The organism is Lysinibacillus irui (assembly GCF_028877475.1).
In the GTDB taxonomy this organism is placed as follows: domain Bacteria; phylum Bacillota; class Bacilli; order Bacillales_A; family Planococcaceae; genus Lysinibacillus; species Lysinibacillus irui.
Genome location: NZ_CP113527.1, coordinates 1,370,616 through 1,392,724, shown reverse-complemented (window position 1 = coordinate 1,392,724; position 22,109 = coordinate 1,370,616). Strand labels below are relative to the sequence as shown.

Genomic DNA, 22,109 nt, shown 5'->3' with positions numbered 1-22,109 from the left:
TGCTTACACTATTCAATTAATAGCACACAATAAGGCGTCACAACAGTTTCGTTGAGACACCTCATTTATGTCCATTTTATGACAAAGTTAATCAAAAAATTGTCATTAATGTTTCATATCATCTATTTCTCGTTTTTTCATACGCATCATTAATGCATCAACCGCCACTTTTGGTTCAACATCATTAAATAGCACACTATAAAGCTCTGTGGAAATCGGCATGGCTACACCATACTTTTCTGCTAATTGATAGGCTGCCTTTGTGGTACGTACACCCTCTACAACCATACCCATTTGATCCAGAACTTCCGGTAGCTTCATCCCTTGCCCTAGCAGATTCCCTGCACGCCAATTTCGAGAGTGAACACTTGTACAAGTTACTATTAAGTCGCCCATACCAGTTAGCCCCGAGAACGTAAATGGATTACCACCCATTTTTACACCTAAACGTGAAATCTCTGCAAGACCTCGTGTAATGAGTGCAGCCTTTGCATTATCTCCATAATTTAAGCCATCTGTAATACCAGCTGCTAAAGCGATAACGTTTTTCAATGCTCCTCCAATCTCTACTCCAATGACATCCTCATTTGTGTAGACACGGAAAAATTGATTCATAAATAAATCCTGTACCTTTTCTGCTGCATCTATATTGGCACATGCAGCAGTTACCGTTGTAGGGTGGTGTAATACCACTTCCTCCGCATGACTTGGGCCTGAAAGAACGACAATCTCTTCCACATACTCAGCTGGCAAACTCTCAGCTAAAATTTCAGAAATCCGTTTTAAAGAATCCGGCTCAATCCCTTTAGAGACATGGACGAACAACACTTTCCTAGTTAATTCAACCGTCAATTTCTCGCAAACTTCTCGAATAGCTTTTGTTGGGACAGCCACAACAATAGTCTCTGCATGCATAGCCGCCTTTGCAATATCACTTGTCGCATGTAAATTTGCTGGCAGAACGGTTTCAGGTAAATATTTTTTATTCGTATGCAGGTTATTGATTTCCTCTGCCTGTTCAGCTCTATGTGTCCATACAAGCGTATCATGTCCATTTTCCGCTAGTACCATTGCAAGTGCAGTACCCCATGAGCCTGCCCCTAACACACAAACTTTTTCCATTAAAAATCCTCCCTTTGCTGGGTTGTCTATCATACGCTCTTTTTTGTAAAAAGACGCCACCCAACAATTCTGTCAGGTTGGCGTATTATAGTGTACCGCTATTTCATTTAAGCACGAGCACGTGTAATTAAACGTATTGGTGTCCCTTCAAAATCAAATGTTTCGCGAATTCGGTTTTCTAAGAACCGTTCATATGAGAAGTGCATAAGCTCTGGTTCATTCACAAATACAACAAATGTTGGCGGCTTAATCGCAACCTGAGTAGCATAGTAAATACGTAAACGACGACCTTTATCAGTTGGCGCAGGATTACGCGCCACTGAATCCTCAATTACTTCGTTTAAAATAGATGACTGGATACGCATCGCATGATTCTCACTTACACGTTGAATAATCGGTAAAATTTGATGTACACGCTGTTTCGTATTGGCTGATACGAAAATAATAGGTGCGTAGTCTAAGAATAGGAAATGCTCACGAATTTGCTGTGTAAAGACATTCATCGTTTTCTCGTCTTTTTCAATCGCATCCCATTTATTCACGACGATCACAACAGCTTTTCCAGCCTCGTGCGCATAGCCAGCAATTTTCTTATCTTGCTCCTGAATGCCTTCTTCTGCATTCAGTACCACTAAAACAACATCTGAGCGTTCAATGGCGCGTAGAGCACGTAAAACAGAGTATTTCTCAGTTGTTTCATAGATCTTCCCTTTTTTACGCATACCAGCTGTATCAATAATGACATATTCCTGACCCTCATATTCATAAGGCGTATCGATCGCATCACGTGTTGTCCCAGCAATATTACTTACAATAACACGTTCTTGCCCTAAGAATGCATTGACTAAAGAGGATTTCCCAACATTCGGACGACCAATTAAAGAGAATTTAATCACATCATCGCCATATTGCTCTTCATCCTCTTTCGGGAAATGTTTCGCACATTCGTCCAATAAATCCCCTAAGCCTAAGCCGTGTGACCCTGAAATTGGCCAAGGCTCCCCAAAGCCAAGTGCATAAAAGTCATAAATCATTTCACGCATATCGGGGTTATCAATTTTATTGACCGCTAATACGACTGGTTTTTTTGTTTTGTATAAAATTTTAGCAACTTGCTCATCTGCTGCCGTTACTCCCTCACGACCATTTGTCATGAAAATAATAACATCCGCTTCATCAATGGCAATTTCAGCTTGTTGACGAATTTGTTCTAAAAACGGCTCGTCCCCTATTTCAATGCCACCTGTATCAATAATATTAAAATCGTGTGTTAACCACTCTGCCGAACTATAAATACGGTCACGTGTTACGCCTGGGATATCCTCCACAATAGAAACACGCTCTCCAACGATACGGTTAAAAATCGTCGACTTACCTACGTTCGGACGACCTACGATGGCTACTACTGGTTTCGTCATCTGTACTTCATCCTTCCAACTTCTTGTCTTTCGCTATTATACACGAAAAATGCCATTATATCATATCATATCCATAAAGTAGAACGCTATGTATGGCAATCATCACTCTCGGGATTTATTTTTAAGAGTCTAAGCAGTACTTTAATGGGGTTATAGGTATTTTGATTCTATCCTGTACTTTATGGATTCTATCCTTCAATTTTGGGGCTTTATCCAACACTTTAGGGGTTCTATCCACCACTTTGAGGGCTATCCACTACTTTAAGTTCTATCCGCCACTTTGAGGGCTCTATCCACTACTTTAAGTTCTATCCGCCACTTTGAGGGCTCTATCCACTACTTTTCAAGTTCTATCCAACACTTTTCAAGTTCTATCCACCACTTTGAAGGTTCTATCCACTACTTTAAGTTTTATCCTTCACTTTATGGATTGTATCCACTACTTTTTGGGTTCTATCCTCCATTTTGAAGGTTCTATCCACTACTTTAAGTTTTATCCTTCACTTTATGGATTGTATCCACTACTTTTTGGGTTCTATCCTCCATTTTGAATGTTCTATCTACTACTTTAAGTTCTATCCTTCACTTTATTAGTTCTATCCGCCACTTTGAGGGCTCTATCCACTACTTTAAGTTCTATCCGTCACTTTACGGGTTCTATCCGTCACTTTGAAGGCTCTATCCACTACTTTTCAAGTTCTATCCACCACTTTGAAGGTTCTATCAGCTACTTTAAGTTTTATCCTTCACTTTATGGATTGTATCCACTACTTTTTGGGTTCTATCCTCCATTTTGAAGGTTCTATCTGCTACTTTAAGTTCTATCCAACACTTTAATAGTTCTATCCGCCACTCTGAGGACTTTATACACTACTTTTTGGGTTCTATCCTCCATTTTAAAGGTTCTATCTGCTACTTTAAGTTCTATCCTTCACTTTATTAGTTCTATCCGCCACTTTGAAGGTTCTATCCACTACTTTAAGTTTTATCCTTCACTTTATGGATTGTATTCACTACTTTTTGGGTTCTATCCACCACTTTGAAGGTTCTATCCGCTACTTTAAGTTTTATCCGTCACTTTACGGGTTCTATCCGTCACTTTGAATGCTCTATCCACTACTTTTCAAGTTCTATCCTCCACTTTGAAGTTCTATCCGCTACTTTAAGTTATTTCCACTACTTTATGAATTCTATCCATCATTTAAGAAGCTCTATCCTCCACCCCAACAAAAAAGCGAGGATGCATGTTTGCATCCTCGCCCCGCACTTTATTTAAAGTTTTTTAATTGATCGCCAATTACATCACCAAATGAGAAGCCTGTGTTTTCTTCTGGTAATTCGTAGTCAATCACTTCTTCTGCTTCTGGATTTTCTAGTAATTCTTTAATGCTCAGCGCTAAGCGTCCTTCTTCTGCATTGACATCAAGTACTTTTACTTGTACTTCTTGTCCCTCTTTTAACGCTTCATGTGGCGTGTTGATATGCTTATGGGCGATTTGAGAGATATGCACTAAGCCTTCAACACCAGGGAATACTTCTACAAATGCACCAAATGAAGTTAGACGTTTTACTCGGCCATCTAAAATCGTGCCTTTAGCTGCGCGTTCTTCGATATTTGACCAAGGTCCCGGAATTGTTTCTTTGATGGATAATGAAATGCGTTCATTTTCTGGGTCCACCGAAAGAACTTTCACTGTTACATCTTGTCCTTCAGCTAAAACCTCACTCACATCGCTCACATGCTCATGTGATACTTGCGAAATATGAACAAGCCCATCAATACCACCAAGGTCGATGAATGCACCAAATGAAGCCAATCGCTGTACTTTACCGTCTAATACATCGCCAGCTTTAATTTGATTAATGACATTTTTCTTCTGTGAAGCTTTTTCTGCTTCAACTACTGCACGATGAGATAAGATTAGGCGATTTTTTTCTTTATCAAGCTCAACAATTTTAAAGCTTAACGTTTTTCCTTTATAGCCTTCAAAATTATCGACAAAGTAGTCTTCTACAAGTGATGCTGGTACAAAGCCACGTACACCTAAATCTACGACAAGACCACCTTTAACAATATCTTTTACTTCCGCTTCGAAAATTTCCTCTGCGGCAAATTGTTGCTCTAGTGTATCCCATGCTTTTAAAGCATCCACTTTACGTTTTGATAGGACAAAGTTCTCTTCTTCTACCTTTGTAATCATCAACTCTAACTCATCCCCAACAGAGATGACATCAGACGCTTTCTCAATGTGTAAGCTTGATAATTCACTAATCGGTACAATACCATCAAACGGTGCACCTGGAATTGATACAGATACTGCCTTTTCATCAACTTGTGCTGCAATACCTTTGACGATATCACCCTCGTTAAACGTTTGTTCTGCATAGTTCATTTCTTCAGACATATGTAACCCTCCTTCGCATCTTCCCTTACTATTTTATTCGATATTGAAGACAAAGACAAAAATAAATCCTTTAAATTCAAAAAATGTCTGAAATTTTAGGATTTATAGCATTTTTTCTTCTGCTAATTTTAAAATAGCTTGTGCTGCATCATCAATGGACAATGCTGTTGTATCTAAAAATATTGCATCTTCAGCTTGAATAAGTGGCGATGCTTCACGCTCACTATCTTTTTTATCACGTAGCGCAATTTCTTCCTGAAGTTTTTCAAGAGAAGAATCAATCCCTCTTTTTTGATTATCGATTAATCGTCTTCTTGCACGTTCTTCTACTGTTGCAGACATAAAAATCTTTAGCTCTGCATCCTTTAAAACATGTGTAGCAATATCACGTCCATCCATGACAACACCGCCATTAGCTGCAAGCTTTTGTTGTTGAGCAACTAATAGCTCTCGAACATTTGCATGGGCAGCTACTTGAGAAACAGAGGAAGTAACTTCATTTGAACGAATTTCAGCCGATACATTGCGACCATCTAAAAAAACAAGCTGGCCCTGTGGAGATGGCTTTAATTCAATTGTGCTAGTCATTAACATCTCTGCTAATTTTGCTTCATCATCTAAATGTATGTTTTGTTGCATCGCTTTATACGTAACTGCTCGGTACATGGCACCTGTATCGATATAAGTAAAACCAAGTGCTTCAGCAACTATTTTGGCTATTGTACTTTTACCAGCACCTGCAGGCCCGTCTATCGCAATTTGAATGTTTTTCTTCATTATTCTTCCCTACTTTCTTCACCTCATATTGTAACATATAACCCCAAAAAAGCCCTCTGCTAGGAGAGGGCTTTGTAAAAATATTATGAAGGAAATTAAACATTGAAAGGATTCACTTCTTTACGACGATTGACTAATTGGCGTTCAAAGCAAAAACGTACAATATGCTGTTGATCGACATCATCTGTATCCGTTAGCTGAATGGTCGCAATGCGTTTATCGTCTTTTTCAAAAATGCGCACGACTGTTGCATCCGTAATGACGTATTTGACATCTCCATTCGCAAAAGGTAATACAATCGTTAATTTTATCTCATCACCATCATTGAAAGCTACTTCTCCCTTCAAGATGAGTGCCAAGCCTCCAGCACTAATATCAACAGTCACAAGTTGATACTTGTAATCGTTGAACTGAATAGCAACGTCCACTGGCGTTTCAACACGAACATACTCTCGTCGTTGAATTTTTATAAATTCCTCGGGCTTTGGACAATGCAACATAATCATTGGTATATTGCCTGCTTTACGCCCAATTACTTCTGTATTAAAAGCAAAGGATTGTTTATCCTCGGTACGAAAGGTTGCTCTAAATTCTGAGCCATCTATTAAAAATGCTGTTTTCTTCGTTGCCATATTTATTGGATAATCAATATAAAGAATATGATCTTGTTGCTCTACAACTTTACAGCGGAATTTCTCCACTTGCTCTGTATACGTAGGTTCAAGTTGTAAATGTGTACCAATTTTTATTTCCATGAGCATCTCCTCGTACGAAAAATATGGTTTAATTATCTCATGAGAAGTTTATTTTGGCTATAAAAATTGGTAGTATTTTCTTATTATTAAGTTAGATATTCCACTTTTAATACATTGTGGTTTTCCGCATCAATAACAATTCTAAATGTTTCCTGAGTATTTCCGTCACGTAATGCAATGACCTCATAGCAAAGTCGCTGTTCAAATTGGCCATTATCTGTATAAATATTTTTTACCTCTTGTACTTGAATATCGTCTTGGAAGAATGTTTTCCAATCAATAGGTTTCGCTGTTTGTGGTTTAATATTCTCTTCTTGAATATACTCCATTGCATTCGCACCTAACAGCTCACCTGTATCTTTCGCTACTTTTAATTGAACACCATCCGCATAAATTAACGCATTGTCCCCTGGATGTACACGGGCAAATGTCACATGCCATGCTTGATGATTTTCTCGTGATTCCACATAAGCCACATCTTTCATGCCTAGTTTCTTCACATATTCCTGAGCTTTTTTGAGGATTTCCTCTTGTGAGAGCTTTGCTTCATCAACAGGACGTTCTACTAAATAGGACAGTAAATGTCCTCCCTTTTCCGTCAAATCTACATAGCCTAAACGTATCCCTTGATGGAATTGAATGTGATAGAAAGGATACGGTGCGGTGTCACTACTTTTAGTGACCGTAAATGTTGCGTCTTTAATGGCAGGGAATAAATATTTGACTTTTTCTAACGCTTCTTTTTCGGTAATCACAGCATCCTGCAATGCTTTTAACTCGATTTTCTTCTGCCAATCAGATTCTGATAGTGTTAGCGGGAAATCCTTTTCTCCGTAACCCTTTAACGTATCTTTTACAGTATCAAATTTTGTGTTTGGATTTTTATTATCAACTTGCTGTAGCCAAACATCCATTTTTCCATCATGCTTATAAAAATCAACTGTTGCAGCTGTCCAATCATCAGAAAGGGATTGTAAATTTGCGGAGACCTGCGGCATCTTATCACGCCAAGCCTCATAATCACCTGTTTTTGCTGTTCTTTTTGCTTCATCGCCAAGTCTTCCTAAATAATTCATCCATTCATTCGATAGTTCTTGTCCAATCGGGATATTAGCAATGGAAGAACGAACTTCTGAGCTTAAGCGCCAAACCGAGTCTAGTTCACTGTGAATCGCCTGCTCGTCTTGAAACAAGAGGGATTGTGATACAGCCCGCTGGAGATGGGATAGTTTTTCAGATGCATCTGTTAACTTATCTGTATATTGCGCTAGTACGGTACGTTGTAAATCTTCTTTATCGCCATGTAAATCTATGCTGTATGCCCCTAACCCAATAACAGCAATCGTTAAGACCACGAGCCAAGTTTTCATCGATGTTCCTCCTTTCTATGAACAGAAAATATGCTCTCCTATTTGTTTAATTTGTGGACGTGACCAAATCCATTTACTTGTTGCTGTTTTTGGATTGAAATAATATAACGCATTTTCAGATGGATCCCAGCCGTTCATTGCATCAATAACGGCTTCTTTTGCTCGTTCATTAGGTTCTAACCAAATTTGTCCATCAGCTACTGCTGTAAAAGCTAGTGGTTGGAATATAATACCTGAAATTGTATTAGGGAAATCGGGGCTTTCTAAACGATTTAAAATAACAGCTGCTACTGCTACTTGCCCCTCATACGGTTCTCCCCTAGCCTCTCCATATACAGCATTCGCCATTAACTGCAAATCACGTTCTGTATATTTTGGTGGGACTTGCGTTTGAGTTCCATTATTATTGCTGCTCCCACTACTATTACCGCCACCAGTACCTTTTTGTACCTGCTGATCAAGTGGCTTGCCACCATAATAAGTAAATTGATTACCCGCATTTAATTGTGCTTTTACCCATTTTTCATCATAATCAGAGTAGCCTGCTAACGCTTTCTTTGTTTTTGCGCCAGCAATCCCGTCTACTGGTAAACCATATTTCTCTTGGAAATTACGTAAAGCCCAGTATGTGTTATAGCCAAATTTGCCATCGATTTTACTCTTATAAAAACCTAAGTATTGTAATCTGGATTGCAATTCAATGACATCATCTCCGTAGGCACCACGAGTAATTTGCTGGTCACTAAAAGCTATTGCATCATTTTGAGGAATCGCAATTATACTAATTCCTAATATCAAAGCAAAAAGTATGCTGACTAAACGCACTTTTATCACTCCTTTTTTTTATAGCTTGAAACAAAAGAAGTAATTTATACATGCTAATAAAGAAATAAAGCGTAGAAATCTTTGACGATTTCTACGCTTTAAATTTTCTTTTGCATATGCAAATGTTGAACTAGATGGTAATGGGCAAGCTTTACTTTTCGCAAGCCAAACCACCATAAAAACAACATAAAAGGAATCATTAAATAAACCCAGTGACCTTTGAATGATAATATTGTATTGTATAGAATGTGAAGTACAACAGGTGCACAAAGCGCCATTGCAATCATTTCTTTTGTCTTTACAAGCTTCGAAAACTTAGCACGTCCATAGTAATAGCCCATGACGACACCGAACAATGCGTGACTTGAGACTGGTAATAAGGCTCGCATGAATGCCGTGTCCAAGCCAAAAGAAAGTAAATAAAGGACATTTTCAATTGTCGCAAAACCAAGTGATATGCTGGCACCATACAATATACCATCATAAGGGTCATCAAATTCTATATGATTGTAAATGGCAATTAATAGAACAAACCATTTAAAAAACTCTTCAATAACACTAGAAAAAAGGACGTCTTGAAGATAAAGATATCGAAATACCCCTTCCTCTGTTAATACATACTGTAAAAACATGATAGGGAACGTTAAGAATGCACCGTATAAAAACGTTTGTAGTAAAGTTCTTCTTGGCTCCGTAGCCATCTGATTGCGCAAATAGAAATAACTAAAAAGCGCTAGACCGGGAGCAATGGCAGCAGATAATAAAATGATCATGATGCCGGCTCCTTTCAACAATAGACTGCTATTATTATACCATGTAATGACAAAAAAACTTTTTAAAAGGAGATTTTATTTTTTATGAAAAAGACAATTTTATTAATTCATACAGGCGGCACAATCTCCATGGCCATGAGTGCTGAAGGAGCGGTCATGCCAAATATAGAAAATCCACTCATGAAGGAAAGTAATAAACTGGCATCCCTTGCAGACATCATTGAAATAGAAGCTTTTAATCTTCCATCTCCTCATATTACACCGAAAGAAATGCTGCAATTACGCCATGTCATGATGGAACAAATTATGTCACAGCAAATCGATGGAGTTGTCATTACACACGGCACTGACACTTTGGAAGAAACTGCTTATTTCTTAGAGCTAACAACAAATTTAGCCATTCCGATCGTGCTAACAGGTGCAATGCGTTCATCTAACGAACTAGGGGCAGATGGCATTTATAATTTAGTGGAGGCAGTTCGTGTAGCTGTTGATGATGAAGCTCGTGACAAAGGAGTATTGGTTGTGATGAATGATGAAGTTCATCTTGCGGTTAATACAACAAAAACAAGCACAAGTTCAGTAAATACTTTTCAATCCCCTCAGTATGGACCGATTGGATTGATTACAAAATCACGTATCTTATTCCATCATGCACCTATTCGTAGACAATATGTAGAAGTTGATAATTTATCAAAGCGTGTAGCAATGTTAAAGGTTTATGCCGGTATGGAAGAAGATTTACTTGATGTTGTGCTTGCTTGTAAATATGATGGTGTTGTGCTTGAAGGCTTAGGACAAGGAAATGTCCCACCATCTGTTGTAAAGGGCATTGAAAGCCTTATACAGCGAGACATTCCTGTTATACTTGTTTCCCGCTGCTTCAATGGTATTGCAGAGGGTGTTTATGGTTATGTTGGTGGCGGTAAAATGCTAGAAGATTTGGGCGCAATTTTTGCCACAGGGATTAATGGTCAAAAGGCACGTTTAAAATTATTAATTGGACTTAATACTACAGGCTCTCCGTTAAATTTAAAGGACTTTTTCCTGTAAAGTCAACGTCTCTGTCTTTATGACCTTTTCATAGTAGCTCAATATTTCGCCAAGTCGTTGGAGGGCTTCATCGAAATCTGGTTGAATAACCGAAAATTGGAGGAATCCCTTTTGACGTAAATAATGGCTATCACCATGCACGAATAGTCCATTTAATGCTAAATCAATGTGTAAGTTTGAAAAGGTGCTCGGCAGTTGAACAGTTACCAACATTGGATATTGAACTGTTGAATATTGATACTGCATGATCGGTAGCTTCAGCAATGCCTTAAAGCGTTGCTGTAGTTGCTCATACCTTTCTGGATAGGCTTGCAATGACCTATCAACATTGCCAAGTAACACTGCTGGGAGCGTAAATGGTATGGCTCCTTGCTGATAATTAGCTAAATCTAGGTAAGTAGGAAGCGTGGCAGATGATGGTGCAAGTGATTGAGAGAAAACAAAAGCTAGCCCACTTAATGCACCTATAGCTTTACCACTCACGGCAGTTGCTAAATAGCAGTCTTGTAAAGAAAATGGCATGGCCCCGAACGTGCTGATACTATCTATGCACAGCTTTACCTGATAGTGTTTGGCGAGCTTACTAAGACTTTCTAAATCATTACAAGTCCCTGTAGAAGTCTCGCCATGTACTGCTAGCATCCATTGATAAGAACCTGTTGCTAACAGCGACGCCACTTCATCGAAATCAAACGCTGTCCCCCAGTCTTTTCTTACCACATCAAATTGTAATGACCAACGAATAGCTTGCTTTCTTAAACGTTCACCAAATTCTCCATTTGTTAAGATTAGTCCTTTTCCAACTTGTTGTTCCTTTAGTTGCGCAAGCATCACTTCATTTGCCAACGTCCCTGTACCAACGATGATGCCAACATGATTTGCTTTCGATAAATGCAGTAACTTTTTTTGTACACGTTCATAGAGTGCATAAAATGGTAATGAACGGTGTGATAAATCTGTATAACCAATTTGCTCTAATTGCTTTACAGGCCCTGGATAAAAAGTAAAATGGTCCGCAGATAGTCTATGTTGTAGTGACTGCTCAAATTCATGTCTAGTAAGCACCATCGGTAAAAATAATGCTTCCTTTTCCCCTACCGCTGGCGCAAACTGTCTAAAACCCATTTGTCGGTAGAGCTTTTCTTCACGAGTTGTACCTGAAATCACTGCCGCTGTATAGCCTTTTTCGTAGGCAAATGTGTTTAAGGCCTGTGTAAGTTTTAGAAGTACACGCCCTGTCCGATAACCTCTTTTTACTGCAAGCAAGCGAATTTCACATAGCTTAGCACAATTTTCCTTCTCTAAAAACTGTTCAACCTTACCAATTTTTTCATCTATGGAAAATGGTCTTTGATCTCTAAATGCCAACATTCCAATTAGTTCTGTTTCCTTGTACACGACAACATACGTATTCTGTTGATGAAATCGGTCAACTTTTTTTCTTGTCGCATTTGGTTTATGCTGTGGAATTTCTTCTACAAAAGTCTCATAATTCAGTTGGGCAATGGCCTCAAATTCCTCATTCGTTTGTGCAATTTTACACCAATACATCTCTTCACTTCCCTCTTGTCAACGACTCCTGAATATTAGACCTATGCTTGATGAGCATACATACAATGGCTAAGACTAACAGACTATAGAGCTCTAGTTTCCCTGCAAGAATGATTGCACCGACATAGAATATAAAGCCCCCGACCATGCCAAGTGTCAAACTTCTTGTAAAAACCATCACAAACGCAGTTCCTATAATCATCCAAAAAAATAGGCTCGGAGATAGAGCGAGACCTACACCAATAAAAGTAGCCACACCTTTTCCCCCATTAAATTTCAACCAAATAGGAAATAGATGCCCCACAATAACCCATGCAGCACCCCCAATAATGATCCATTCATCCAAATGCCACAGATGGCCTAATCCGACTACTAGCACACCTTTCAGTGAATCCCCGAGCAAAGTCCAAATAAAGGCCGCTTTTCCAATAACACTTCCTGCATTTCGAGCACCTAAGTTTTTACTGCGCTCTTGCTGTAAATTAACCTTATATATCTTTCCAACGAAATAGGCCGTCATAAAGTTTCCTATTATATAACTGAATAGCCAGTACCACCCAAACAAAAAAGGCCCTCCTTGCTAAAAAGGCTGTATAAGCTACATTGCCTATACAGCCCATTTCATTATTTTCTTCTTTGCTCGATAATTTGAGCGATACATTCTCCGTGAAAACGCCCATTTTCGATAAAAATTTCATTTGCATTATTCCCAGCTGCAATGACGCCCGCAATAAATAATCCTTCGATATTAGTCTCCATCGTTTCTGGGGTAACATAAGGACGCCCTGTTTCTTCATCAATTTCTACTCCCATTGCTTTAATAAAGGAGTGATCTGGATGATAGCCAGTCATGGCAAAAACAAAATCATTTTTGATTATTTGCTCTTGACCATCTATTTCTAAAACAACCTCATGCTCGCGAATTTCTAACACATTCGTATTAAAATGCATAGCAACTTCCCCTGTTTTAACTACCCCTTCAAATTCAGGTAATACCCAAGGTTTGATGCTTGAAGAATATTCACTTCCTCGATAGGCAACCGTTACTCGGGCACCCGCTTTATTCAATTCTAAAGCTGCATCCACAGCTGAATTTTTACCACCAATAACTAGAACATCTGTATCGAAAAATTCATGACCCTCTTTAAAATAATGGAATACTTTCGGTAACTGTTCGCCTTGGATATTTAAATAATTTGGGTGATCATAGTAACCCGTTGCAATGACAACATACGGCGTTTCATACGTATCTTTATCGGAAGTAACCGTAAACATATCCTTATTTTTCACAACACTTTGTACTTTTTCAAAGCGATTAACCTGTATATTTTTTAAACGGACAACTTCACGATAGTAGACCAATGCTTGGTTGCGTTTTGGTTTACGTCCTTCAATAATAAAGGGTACGTCACCAATTGCTAAACGCTCACTTGTACTAAAAAATGTTTGATGTGTTGGATAATGATAAATAGCATTTACGATATTTCCTTTTTCAATCACAATAGGTTGTAATCCAATATTTTGCAAAGCTATTGCTGCTGCTAAACCACAAGGGCCTCCTCCAACAATAATTGCATCTGCTTGCTGCATTTCTTGACACTCCAATCGAATTGGACCAGCACAATTTGCTGCTCCATACTTTCACATCATCATAGAATAGATGATATCTTTTTATTATACGCCTTCTCACAGATTTTGGTTGGTTATTTACTCGCAATATCAATATCAATATCAATAATATGACATTGCGGCTTAGCACCTAGTCTGAAAGGTACTAATGTCGTGCCATAGCCATTACTAACTAAGGTCATGACACCATCTCGCTCTCGATAAGAACCATTTGGATGTACACCATAGGGACCAAATCGAATCTGCCCCCCATGTAAATGCCCTCCCATCATTAAATCAGCATGGAACTTTGCACGAACTTTGGCAAAAACACCTGGATTATGAGCGATAAAAACAACCAAATCCTGCTCTCCAACCTTCGCAAAGGCCTTTTCAAAACTATATTCCTTCACCGTTGTATCTTCAATGGCACTTAGCCAAAAGCGATTTTTGGTGGGAAGTAGCACAGCATCATTAACGATGATTTGAACCTGGTGCTCTTGTAAAATGGCCTTCAGCCTTTCCTCTCCAACTTCTCTGTCATTATTCCCCCAAACAAAGTAGGTTGGTCCGATAGAAGTTACTAATTGTAAATTTTCATGAATTCGTGCAATGGGTGTACGACTATCTGCAAAGTCCCCACCAATGATGACAGCATCAAAATGGCCCTCTAACCGGTCAATCATTTTCTTATTTATTTTACGCAAATGAACATCTGAAATAAAAAATAATCGTACCTTCTCCTGCTCACCCTGTAATGTTAGCTGGTGATGCAAAACATTGTTTTCATGCGCTACCTTCCACATATAAAGTAGAAAGGCAATAGCTATTAATAGCAATAGCCCTAAATATAGCATTCCCTCACTTCTCCTTACGACAGCAAAAAGGCGATTCTTCTTAACAAACGAATCGCCTTTTTGCTAAATCAGACATACGTTTTGGTGTGAACGTTTGTCTGTTATTTTATACATTAAGGTAGTTTTATTACTTGACCAACCATGACAGTATTCGAAGACATGCCATTGGCTGCGCGAATTTTTGCTAATGTCGCTTCACTGCCATCGCCATAATGATTTAATGCAATGCGGTATAAGTTCTCATTTGCTTTCACAGTATGTGTACTTGCTTTAGCATTTTGTTTTGCTTCTTCGGCTTTTTTAGCCTCTTCGGCTCTTCTCGCAGCCTCCGCCTGTTGTTGAGCTATTCTAGCTTCCTCAGCTCGTTTTGCTGCTTCGGCTTTTTCAGCTGCTTCGGCTTTTTTCGCTTCTTCAGCCTTCTTAGCCTCTTGCGCTTTTTTCGCTTCTTCCGCGGCCTTTTGTTCAGCCGCTAGTTTATCTGCATCTTTTTGAGATTGCTCCTGAGCTTTTTTATCAGCCTGACCGTCTTGATCCTTTTTATCTTGATTTGATGCAGATGCTTCTGAAGGATCTAATTCGACGACCTGTTCTGCTGTATCCTTCTCAGCTTGTTCAATCGTTTTTCCTGGTTCATAAAACTTCCAAAAATAAATGAGTATCGTTAATGGAATAAGGATAAAAATAACAAAAAGAATTGTCATTAATGGTGTTTTTCGTTTTGAATTTTTTGGCTTTTTGTTTTTATTGCCATTTTTATTCATTCTGGAAACTCTCGATAAAGACTGCTCTTTTTGTTCATCTTCAAATGATTGACGATGCTCTTCTATTTTATCGCGATAATCTTCTTTATTCATTCGCCTTTCCCCCAACCTTACTACGCTTTCTATCATTTCTATTATGACGAATTTTACGAAAAAAGTAAATGACCGTCAGTTTTAGTCTAAATACCCATTAAAAGTTGCTGCAATCGACTTTCCCATGACATCATTTCCATTTTCTTATCTTCTTTTAAGCGTGTTTTCTTGATTTCATCATAATGGATTCCACAATTTTCACAACAGTTTTCCGGCCTTTTCTGCAATTTTTGCCCAAAATACCCGACTAAATGTTCACGAATACAGTCTTTTGTCTGAATGATTTTAAGCATTTCGTCCACTGCACGGTACTTCTCTAGGGCTAAATGATTTAGTCGGGCCTTTACTTGTTCCGTAGATTCTTGTTGAATCCAGTAGTCCAACACTCGAAAGGCTGTCTCACTCAACTCGCCATTCTTTAGCATTTGTGCTGGCTGGATTTGCTGATTAAGTAATTCCTGGTAGCGATCAACATGGTGAGGTGTCGGCAAATCACCTGTCACAACAAATTTCGCCTGCTCTTCATCTCCATCACTATACAGTAAAATGGCAAGCGCAGAATGACCATCTCGACCTGCACGTCCAATCTCCTGCATATAATTCGCAATATTGCCAGGCATAGATTCATGTATTACTTGGCGTATATCTAGTTTGTTAATCCCCATGCCGAAAGCATTTGTTGCTACTATCCAATCCAGTTCACCATCTATAAACTGTTGTTGGATAAACTGACGGTCCTCTGCACCATAGCCCGCATGGTATGCAGCAGTCCGAATACCGGCTTGTAAAAGGGCCTCGCTGTATTGTTGCGCACGTTTACGAGAGGAAACATACAAAATACCTGGGCCTGCCGTTTCTTTAATATGTTGCATGAGCCACTTAGATTTATCAGCCTTATCCTCTACTACAATGCGACCTAAATGAATATTTGGTCGGTCCACATTATACATAAACTCAAATGGAGCCTTAAGTGATAGGGTCTCCCTAATATCTTGAACAACCTTTTTCGTTGCTGTTGCTGACAATGCTAAGATTGGTGGACGATTTCCCCTCGAAAACCATTCACCTATGCGTAAATAATCCGGCCGAAAATCAAATCCCCATTGTGAGATACAATGCGCTTCGTCTACTACAATTAATCCTAGCTTTATGTGTGCTAGTTTTTCTTGTACCTGCTGTTGAAGGAGCATCTCTGGTGATGTAAAAATAAAGCGATACTGTTCTAAATAATGTAGCACATAGCGTTTTTCCGTGACGGTTAAAAAGGAATTTAGTGCAACAACCCTTTTTTCCCCGAAACGTTTCAGTTCCTCCACTTGATCCTGCATTAATGAGAGCAATGGCGAAACAATTAATACCGGCTTCTCTAACGTATAGGCTGGGAGCTGATAGCAAAGTGATTTCCCCATTCCTGTTGGTAATAACGCAATAACATCTTGTTCCTCCAGTATAGCTTCAATGACTTCTTTCTGCCCTGGTCGAAAGGATGAATAACCAAAATGCTTTTGCAATAATTGTTCAAGTTCCATTTAAACTTCTCCTTTCGCAAGGACAAGCCTTAATTGAAAATAACTCATATCATTTAAAGCTTCATGTAATATTTTTAATTTTTTTGTTTGATATTGCGCCGACGCCTGCCAAACTTTTTGTGCTTCTTCATATGAGACGAATGGTCCAATAGAAAAGTTCGGTTCATACATTGCTAATTCCACAAAATGATCCTCTATTGTACTTTGTTTTAACTTCCTCAATTGTACAATTTGCTCTATTGAATAGCCTTGTTCATATAATTGTGCTGTTTGTTGTGCAGAATCGGTTAACAATATTTTCACTTTTAATCCTTCTGCTATTTGCCCAAGTAAAGGATAATCATTATTTGTTTGATGCACTTCATTTAATAATATATGTAGTGTTTCAATAAAAGCTAACTGACTATCAAGCACGGATTCCTTTCGTTCATCCGCAAGCTGTTGCCACGTCCAACCAGGTAATCGATGACCGCTTAAACGGTATAGAACTAGCTGCTTATTAGCATCTGAAATAGGAAGAATGTTAAGTACATTTGTACATTCTACTAATAATTGTTGCTGTAAATGCCCTTCTTTGTAATGGTGCCCCTGTAAAAATGACCGCACCCATGCTTGTATCGCTGGATCTCTACTGATGGGAGAAAACGAACGAACTGCTGCAGCTTGATGTGACAAACTTTGGACAATTAAAGATAGCCGGGCAAAAAAAACATGCTCATTCCCACGATAATGCCAGCCATCAAAGAAAAAGCTCGGTGTTTGTTGGGCTCGCTGCAATCCTAGCTTTTCCATGTAGAAATGGCCAGATTCCTGCACTTTTAACCAACTATATTGCATAAATAAGGTAACAGCCTCATCAAATGTAGCACGAGGTAGTTTTGGTAATAAGCCGAAATATGAATGTAACTGAAAAAGGCCAATATCTTGAATTGTCTGGCCTGAGCGCTTACCTCTTAAAACATGATAGGCAGCCGAAATTGTACGTTCATTATTGAGTTTTTGAAAGATTTGCAATAAAATTTGATGAAACATTGACGCAAATTCCTCCAATTTAATAGTATTTAAGTTGAAATGTAAGATAAACATCTTTAAAATGAGTATGAAGCTTTGTAGGAACATCGTTAAAGGAGAGAATAAAATGGCTAAATACACAATTGTTGATAAAGATACATGCATCGCTTGTGGCGCATGTGGAGCCGCAGCGCCAGACATTTATGATTATGATGATGAAGGGATTGCCTTCGTTATTTTAGATGATAACATGGGAACTGCTGAAGTACCAGAAGATCTATTAGAAGATATGCAAGATGCTTTTGAAGGTTGTCCAACAGACTCTATCAAAGTAGCAGATGAAACTTTCGATGGTGACGCATTAAAATACGAATAGTCTTCAATTGAATGTATACCCTAAAAGGCATCCTTCATTGGATGCCTTCTTATTGATTAAAATTATTGCTAATTTTTGCATCAGATAATAATCATATGGTCCATTCTATACATAACAATCTACTGGAGGAATGATGATGTTTAAGCAGTTACAAGTAGAGCATAGTTTATTTCATATTGATCAAGACCATATTGATTTATTTAAAACTCTTGCGGCAAAATGGCAAACAGTTTTTCCAGATGTATATGCAAAATGTTTGAATACGTTAGATTCATGGGCCAGCGTTTTAAATAGCTGGATTTTCTTTAAATCTCAGCATACCGATGAACTTATTCTCAATCCTTCTAAAGCTATCTACTACTCAATCAATACATTTTTAATAGATGAGCTCAAAAAAATTCAAATAATTCAAAAAATAAGAGAATGTGATAATGATGATTTACAATACTTCGTTGCCTTTCAATTAGGGAATGCCATAGACTTGTGGATTTACAATACCGTTGAAAAAAGTGCTGAGTCTGATTTATTAGAGCTACCAGAGGAGAAGCCATATTTTCTCGCTTATTTAGAGGATGATTTTCAAACTGACAACGCTTCTTTTCATAGAGATCAAACAAGAGCAATTAAAGTTCTTGTGCAAGCTATTCGCACTCAAAATTGCTTTAGAATTGCTGTCAACAATGCAGTTAATCGAGCAATCGATATGTATGAATATCATGTTATAAAATAAATAGCCATTATTTAATTCGTCTCTTCTGGGATGAATTTTTTTTGCTATTTAACAGCCTCTCTTTTTATCTTATTATTGCAACGCTATTTTATGTATGATAAGATTTTAGTAGTTGGTACTAATAACAGATATTATCTCACAAAGGAGTTCTTCATAATGATGGATAATTTATTACAATTAAAAGATAAGAACATTGTTGTTATGGGTGTTGCAAATGATCGAAGTATTGCTTGGGGCATTGCGAAACGCTTATTTGATGTAGGTGCAAACGTCATTTTCACGTATCGTCAAGAACGCTCATTAAAAAAATTACAAAAACAATTAGACAATATTGGACAATCCGATTCTCTCATTGTTCAATGCGACGTAAATAGTGATGACAGTACAAAAGCAGCTTTCGATGAAATCGGCTCTAAGGTTGGCGTTATTCATGGTATTGTTCATTCAGTAGCTTTTGCTCATGCAGAAGATTTACACAATCGCTTCCTTGAAACAACACGTGAAGGCTATGCATTTGCACAAGATACAAGTGCTTATTCATTAATTTCAACAGCAAAAGCAGCTCATCCATACATGACTGAGGGTGGCTCTATTGTCACAATGAGTTACTTAGGTGCAGAACGTGTACTGGATGGCTACAATGTTATGGGTGTAGCAAAGGCTGCATTAGAGGCTTCTATGCGCTATCTTGCTGCTGATATCGGCCAAGATAATATTCGCGTCAATGCTATTTCAGCTGGTGCTATTCGTACTCTTGCTGCAAAAGGTGTCCCATCCTTTAATACAATTTTACACAAAATCGAAGAAACTGCTCCTTTAAAACGTAATGTTCAACAAGACGAAGTAGCAGATATGACGCTTGTGATGCTATCTCACCTATCACGCGGTGTCACTGGTGAAACAATCTACATCGATGCTGGCTATAATATTATGGGTTAACAACGAAAAAGTATGGAAGATGAATAATCTTCCATACTTTTTTATGTCTACAGCATTGTCCATATACTTTGTATTAATAGCATCATGCCTGCAGCAAATAATAATAAATATACCAATTTTAAAAATAGCCTTTGATGAAGTTTTTTAAATACGATTTGTCCCACAATAAGGCCAATCAAAACAATTGGTAAGGCGTATAGACTATAGAGCCAAACCATTAAACTGGTGCCCTCAATCGTTAGTTGAGATAGTAAGCTAATTAGATAAATAAATATATAATAGGCTAATGAAGTTGCTCGAATCATTTCTTTATTCTTTTTCGTGCTCGCAAAATATAGTAATAACGGTGGTCCTGCCATGCCAATACTCGTTGTAAATATACCGGAGATGAAGCCAACACCGTAATCTCTACCGCTTGTTTGTTGAATGGAGAAATTTTTAATTAAAAGAATCGTTAACCCTAATAAAAGGATAGCGATGAGCAGTTTGAATGTCGTCACATCAACCAACGCAAAGAGTAAGCTACCAAAAGGTGCGCCTACAACGCTTCCTATAATCACCTTTTTGAGCAAGGTCAGATCAATATCCTGTCTTACTTTTAAAATCAAGGAAAAGGAAATAACAAGGGACAGAATTATATTCATTTGCATCGCCTCTTGCGGTGAAAAAAGCAGCAGTAAAAAAGGCGTAGCCATAATGGAAAAACCAAATCCTGTACTAGTTTGCAAAATCGATGCCGTTAGGATAATAAAAAAGAAAATAAATAATTCCTGCAAAACGTCACCTCACATCATCAAATGTTATAAAGTTGTTGCGCTATTTTGTTTAGCAATAATCCTATTTAATAAATAAGATAGCACACAAGCTATCACTAGAAATAGAGCAATCATCGCTATAACACCTACCCAACCGTATTTCACCCAAAAGACACCGCCTACTGTCCCACCAACACTCGAACCAAAATAATAGAAAAATAAATAAAGAGATGAAGCTTGTGCTTTATCGTGGGAGGCCCGTTTGCTCACCCAGCCACTAGCAATAGAATGAGCTGCAAAAAAACCAAAGGTAAAAACCGTAATGCCTATAATTTTTAAAGTAAGTAGTCCATTAAGCGTGACAATGGAACCTGCTAACATAATCGCAATAGCTAGTAACAGCATTCGTTGTCGACCATATCGATCAGCCAGACTACCAAACCATGCAGAGCTAAATGTTCCAACTAAGTAAATGACAAATATCCAGCCTACAATGGTTGCACTCAAATTATAGGGGGGTGCCATCAATTTGAAGCCAATATAGTTGTAAAGTGTAACAAAGCTCCCCATTAACACAAAACTTATACCATAAAGACATAACATAGAAGGGTCCTTCATATGTTGATAAAGTGTTTTGGCCAATGCTTTTAATTGTAGCGGTCGGGCGCTAAAATGTTTGGAACTAGGCAGCATCCAGACAAACAACACACTGACAAGAAGGCTAATTCCCCCTAGCACGATCATCCCTATATGCCAGTTATAATGATCCGTTATTGTGCCAATGATAACTCGCCCACTAAGCCCTCCTACTGAATTACCGCTAATATATAAGCCCATAGCAACCCCTAAGCTCGCTGGTTCCATTTCCTCTCCTAAATAAGCCATAGCGATTGCAGGTAATCCCGCGAAAACAATCCCCTGAAAAATGCGTAATATAATAATCGTTTCAAAATTAGGAGAAAATGCTAGTGCAAGCGTAAGGATAGAAGCTGCAAAAATCGAAATGGTCATCAACGATTTTCGTCCCCATGCCTCGGATAGCGAACTGACAATAATTAAACTTAATGCTAAAGCAAAGGTAGTTACCGAAAGAGATAAGCTAGCCATAGCTGGTGAGACGTGAAAAATGTCTGCAAATGTTGGCAATAATGGCTGTGTTATATACAAGTTCGCAAAGGTAATAAAGCCTGCTAAAAACAATGCCCAGTTTGTTTTATAAAATGCTCTCGTGCCCTTTTGTATATACTCCATATATCTCTCTCCTTCACTTCTACAACGTACTACTATTATTCTAATACAATATTTCGCAAAACACACAACAGTTTGTCAAAAAACAGACAAAAATTTCATCATTTTTTATGAGGGATTCCCAATTTTAGTTGACAAAAAGAAATAATGCTA

General features: G+C 38.2%; 21 protein-coding genes. 4 read left to right on the top strand and 17 right to left on the bottom strand.

Annotated features, from left to right (window positions below; genetic code table 11):
- Positions 1 to 105: 105 nt before the first annotated feature.
- The 8 genes from OU989_RS06665 to prsW all read right to left on the bottom strand — a co-directional run bounded on the left by OU989_RS06665 (position 106) and on the right by prsW (position 9,445).
- The gene (locus OU989_RS06665) at positions 106 to 1,122 is read right to left on the bottom strand and encodes an NAD(P)H-dependent glycerol-3-phosphate dehydrogenase (RefSeq protein WP_274796342.1); all 1,017 of its coding nucleotides are present in this window, start codon (positions 1,120 to 1,122) and stop codon (positions 106 to 108) included.
- Positions 1,123 to 1,229: 107 nt separating this feature from the next.
- Positions 1,230 to 2,540: a ribosome biogenesis GTPase Der gene (gene der / locus OU989_RS06660; protein ID WP_274796341.1), complete on the bottom strand. Its 1,311-nt coding sequence runs from the start codon at positions 2,538 to 2,540 to the stop codon at positions 1,230 to 1,232.
- A 1,268-nt stretch (positions 2,541 to 3,808) separates the two neighbouring features.
- Complete coding sequence (gene rpsA, locus OU989_RS06655) at positions 3,809 to 4,945, bottom strand: 30S ribosomal protein S1 (protein ID WP_274796340.1); 1,137 nt, start codon at positions 4,943 to 4,945, stop codon at positions 3,809 to 3,811.
- Positions 4,946 to 5,047: 102 nt separating this feature from the next.
- Entirely contained in the window at positions 5,048 to 5,722 is a 675-nt protein-coding gene (cmk, locus tag OU989_RS06650; protein ID WP_274796339.1) for a (d)CMP kinase, read from the bottom strand.
- A gap of 95 nt (positions 5,723 to 5,817) precedes the next feature.
- Positions 5,818 to 6,477, bottom strand: a complete 660-nt coding sequence (locus OU989_RS06645; RefSeq protein ID WP_274796338.1) for a flagellar brake protein — start codon at positions 6,475 to 6,477, stop codon at positions 5,818 to 5,820.
- Positions 6,478 to 6,563: 86 nt separating this feature from the next.
- Entirely contained in the window at positions 6,564 to 7,847 is a 1,284-nt protein-coding gene (locus OU989_RS06640) for a PepSY1/2 domain-containing protein (protein WP_274796337.1), read from the bottom strand.
- 15 nt (positions 7,848 to 7,862) lie between these two features.
- Positions 7,863 to 8,672 (bottom strand): spore cortex-lytic enzyme, encoded by an 810-nt coding sequence (gene sleB, locus OU989_RS06635; protein WP_274796336.1) that lies wholly within the window; start codon positions 8,670 to 8,672, stop codon positions 7,863 to 7,865.
- A gap of 98 nt (positions 8,673 to 8,770) precedes the next feature.
- The gene (gene prsW / locus OU989_RS06630; protein WP_004232588.1) at positions 8,771 to 9,445 is read right to left on the bottom strand and encodes a glutamic-type intramembrane protease PrsW; all 675 of its coding nucleotides are present in this window, start codon (positions 9,443 to 9,445) and stop codon (positions 8,771 to 8,773) included.
- 84 nt (positions 9,446 to 9,529) lie between these two features.
- On the opposite strand from prsW, the gene OU989_RS06625 reads away from it, so the two are divergent.
- Positions 9,530 to 10,498 carry an asparaginase gene (locus OU989_RS06625; RefSeq protein WP_274796335.1) on the top strand — a complete coding sequence of 323 codons (969 nt, stop codon included), beginning with the start codon at positions 9,530 to 9,532 and terminating at the stop codon, positions 10,496 to 10,498.
- Here the strand turns inward: OU989_RS06625 and OU989_RS06620 are convergent.
- The 7 genes from OU989_RS06620 to OU989_RS06590 all read right to left on the bottom strand — a co-directional run bounded on the left by OU989_RS06620 (position 10,478) and on the right by OU989_RS06590 (position 17,929).
- The gene (locus OU989_RS06620; protein WP_274796334.1) at positions 10,478 to 12,049 is read right to left on the bottom strand and encodes an aminotransferase class V-fold PLP-dependent enzyme; all 1,572 of its coding nucleotides are present in this window, start codon (positions 12,047 to 12,049) and stop codon (positions 10,478 to 10,480) included. The genes OU989_RS06625 and OU989_RS06620 overlap by 21 nt on opposite strands.
- A gap of 4 nt (positions 12,050 to 12,053) precedes the next feature.
- Entirely contained in the window at positions 12,054 to 12,614 is a 561-nt protein-coding gene (locus OU989_RS06615) for a glycerol-3-phosphate acyltransferase (protein ID WP_274796333.1), read from the bottom strand.
- A gap of 59 nt (positions 12,615 to 12,673) precedes the next feature.
- Complete coding sequence (locus tag OU989_RS06610; RefSeq protein ID WP_274796332.1) at positions 12,674 to 13,639, bottom strand: YpdA family putative bacillithiol disulfide reductase; 966 nt, start codon at positions 13,637 to 13,639, stop codon at positions 12,674 to 12,676.
- Positions 13,640 to 13,752: 113 nt separating this feature from the next.
- On the bottom strand, positions 13,753 to 14,514 hold the full coding sequence (locus OU989_RS06605; protein WP_274796331.1) for a metallophosphoesterase: 762 nt from the start codon (positions 14,512 to 14,514) through the stop codon (positions 13,753 to 13,755).
- A 113-nt stretch (positions 14,515 to 14,627) separates the two neighbouring features.
- Positions 14,628 to 15,368, bottom strand: coding sequence for a LysM peptidoglycan-binding domain-containing protein (locus tag OU989_RS06600; protein WP_274796330.1), 741 nt, complete (start codon positions 15,366 to 15,368; stop codon positions 14,628 to 14,630).
- A gap of 86 nt (positions 15,369 to 15,454) precedes the next feature.
- On the bottom strand, positions 15,455 to 16,897 hold the full coding sequence (locus OU989_RS06595) for a RecQ family ATP-dependent DNA helicase (RefSeq protein WP_274796329.1): 1,443 nt from the start codon (positions 16,895 to 16,897) through the stop codon (positions 15,455 to 15,457).
- Positions 16,898 to 17,929: a YpbB family protein gene (locus tag OU989_RS06590; RefSeq protein WP_274796328.1), complete on the bottom strand. Its 1,032-nt coding sequence runs from the start codon at positions 17,927 to 17,929 to the stop codon at positions 16,898 to 16,900.
- Positions 17,930 to 18,035: 106 nt separating this feature from the next.
- Between OU989_RS06590 and OU989_RS06585 the strand changes: the two genes are divergently transcribed.
- From OU989_RS06585 to OU989_RS06575, 3 genes are all read left to right on the top strand, one after another.
- Positions 18,036 to 18,284, top strand: a complete 249-nt coding sequence (locus OU989_RS06585) for a ferredoxin (RefSeq protein WP_274796327.1) — start codon at positions 18,036 to 18,038, stop codon at positions 18,282 to 18,284.
- Positions 18,285 to 18,420: 136 nt separating this feature from the next.
- On the top strand, positions 18,421 to 19,014 hold the full coding sequence (locus OU989_RS06580; RefSeq protein WP_274796326.1) for a hypothetical protein: 594 nt from the start codon (positions 18,421 to 18,423) through the stop codon (positions 19,012 to 19,014).
- A gap of 156 nt (positions 19,015 to 19,170) precedes the next feature.
- Positions 19,171 to 19,953 carry an enoyl-ACP reductase FabI gene (locus tag OU989_RS06575; RefSeq protein WP_274796325.1) on the top strand — a complete coding sequence of 261 codons (783 nt, stop codon included), beginning with the start codon at positions 19,171 to 19,173 and terminating at the stop codon, positions 19,951 to 19,953.
- 47 nt (positions 19,954 to 20,000) lie between these two features.
- Here OU989_RS06575 and OU989_RS06570 read toward each other — a convergent pair whose 3' ends face one another.
- Positions 20,001 to 20,729, bottom strand: a complete 729-nt coding sequence (locus OU989_RS06570; protein ID WP_274796324.1) for a sulfite exporter TauE/SafE family protein — start codon at positions 20,727 to 20,729, stop codon at positions 20,001 to 20,003.
- A gap of 24 nt (positions 20,730 to 20,753) precedes the next feature.
- Positions 20,754 to 21,959 (bottom strand): MFS transporter, encoded by a 1,206-nt coding sequence (locus OU989_RS06565; protein WP_274796323.1) that lies wholly within the window; start codon positions 21,957 to 21,959, stop codon positions 20,754 to 20,756.
- Positions 21,960 to 22,109: the final 150 nt, after the last annotated feature.

Bases quoted from the DNA above. Each gene is read 5' to 3' on its own strand.
- OU989_RS06665 (WP_274796342.1), bottom strand. From the start codon at position 1,122: ATGGAAAAAGTTTGTGTGTTAGGGGCAGGCTCATGGGGTACTGCACTT.
- der (WP_274796341.1), bottom strand. From the start codon at position 2,540: ATGACGAAACCAGTAGTAGCCATCGTAGGTCGTCCGAACGTAGGTAAG.
- rpsA (WP_274796340.1), bottom strand. From the start codon at position 4,945: ATGTCTGAAGAAATGAACTATGCAGAACAAACGTTTAACGAGGGTGAT.
- cmk (WP_274796339.1), bottom strand. From the start codon at position 5,722: ATGAAGAAAAACATTCAAATTGCGATAGACGGGCCTGCAGGTGCTGGT.
- OU989_RS06645 (WP_274796338.1), bottom strand. From the start codon at position 6,477: ATGGAAATAAAAATTGGTACACATTTACAACTTGAACCTACGTATACA.
- OU989_RS06640 (WP_274796337.1), bottom strand. From the start codon at position 7,847: ATGAAAACTTGGCTCGTGGTCTTAACGATTGCTGTTATTGGGTTAGGG.
- prsW (WP_004232588.1), bottom strand. From the start codon at position 9,445: ATGATCATTTTATTATCTGCTGCCATTGCTCCCGGTCTAGCGCTTTTT.
- OU989_RS06625 (WP_274796335.1), top strand. From the start codon at position 9,530: ATGAAAAAGACAATTTTATTAATTCATACAGGCGGCACAATCTCCATG.
- OU989_RS06620 (WP_274796334.1), bottom strand. From the start codon at position 12,049: ATGTATTGGTGTAAAATTGCACAAACGAATGAGGAATTTGAGGCCATT.
- OU989_RS06610 (WP_274796332.1), bottom strand. From the start codon at position 13,639: ATGCAGCAAGCAGATGCAATTATTGTTGGAGGAGGCCCTTGTGGTTTA.
- OU989_RS06605 (WP_274796331.1), bottom strand. From the start codon at position 14,514: ATGCTATATTTAGGGCTATTGCTATTAATAGCTATTGCCTTTCTACTT.
- OU989_RS06600 (WP_274796330.1), bottom strand. From the start codon at position 15,368: ATGAATAAAGAAGATTATCGCGATAAAATAGAAGAGCATCGTCAATCA.
- OU989_RS06595 (WP_274796329.1), bottom strand. From the start codon at position 16,897: ATGGAACTTGAACAATTATTGCAAAAGCATTTTGGTTATTCATCCTTT.
- OU989_RS06590 (WP_274796328.1), bottom strand. From the start codon at position 17,929: ATGTTTCATCAAATTTTATTGCAAATCTTTCAAAAACTCAATAATGAA.
- OU989_RS06585 (WP_274796327.1), top strand. From the start codon at position 18,036: ATGGCTAAATACACAATTGTTGATAAAGATACATGCATCGCTTGTGGC.
- OU989_RS06580 (WP_274796326.1), top strand. From the start codon at position 18,421: ATGTTTAAGCAGTTACAAGTAGAGCATAGTTTATTTCATATTGATCAA.
- OU989_RS06575 (WP_274796325.1), top strand. From the start codon at position 19,171: ATGATGGATAATTTATTACAATTAAAAGATAAGAACATTGTTGTTATG.
- OU989_RS06565 (WP_274796323.1), bottom strand. From the start codon at position 21,959: ATGGAGTATATACAAAAGGGCACGAGAGCATTTTATAAAACAAACTGG.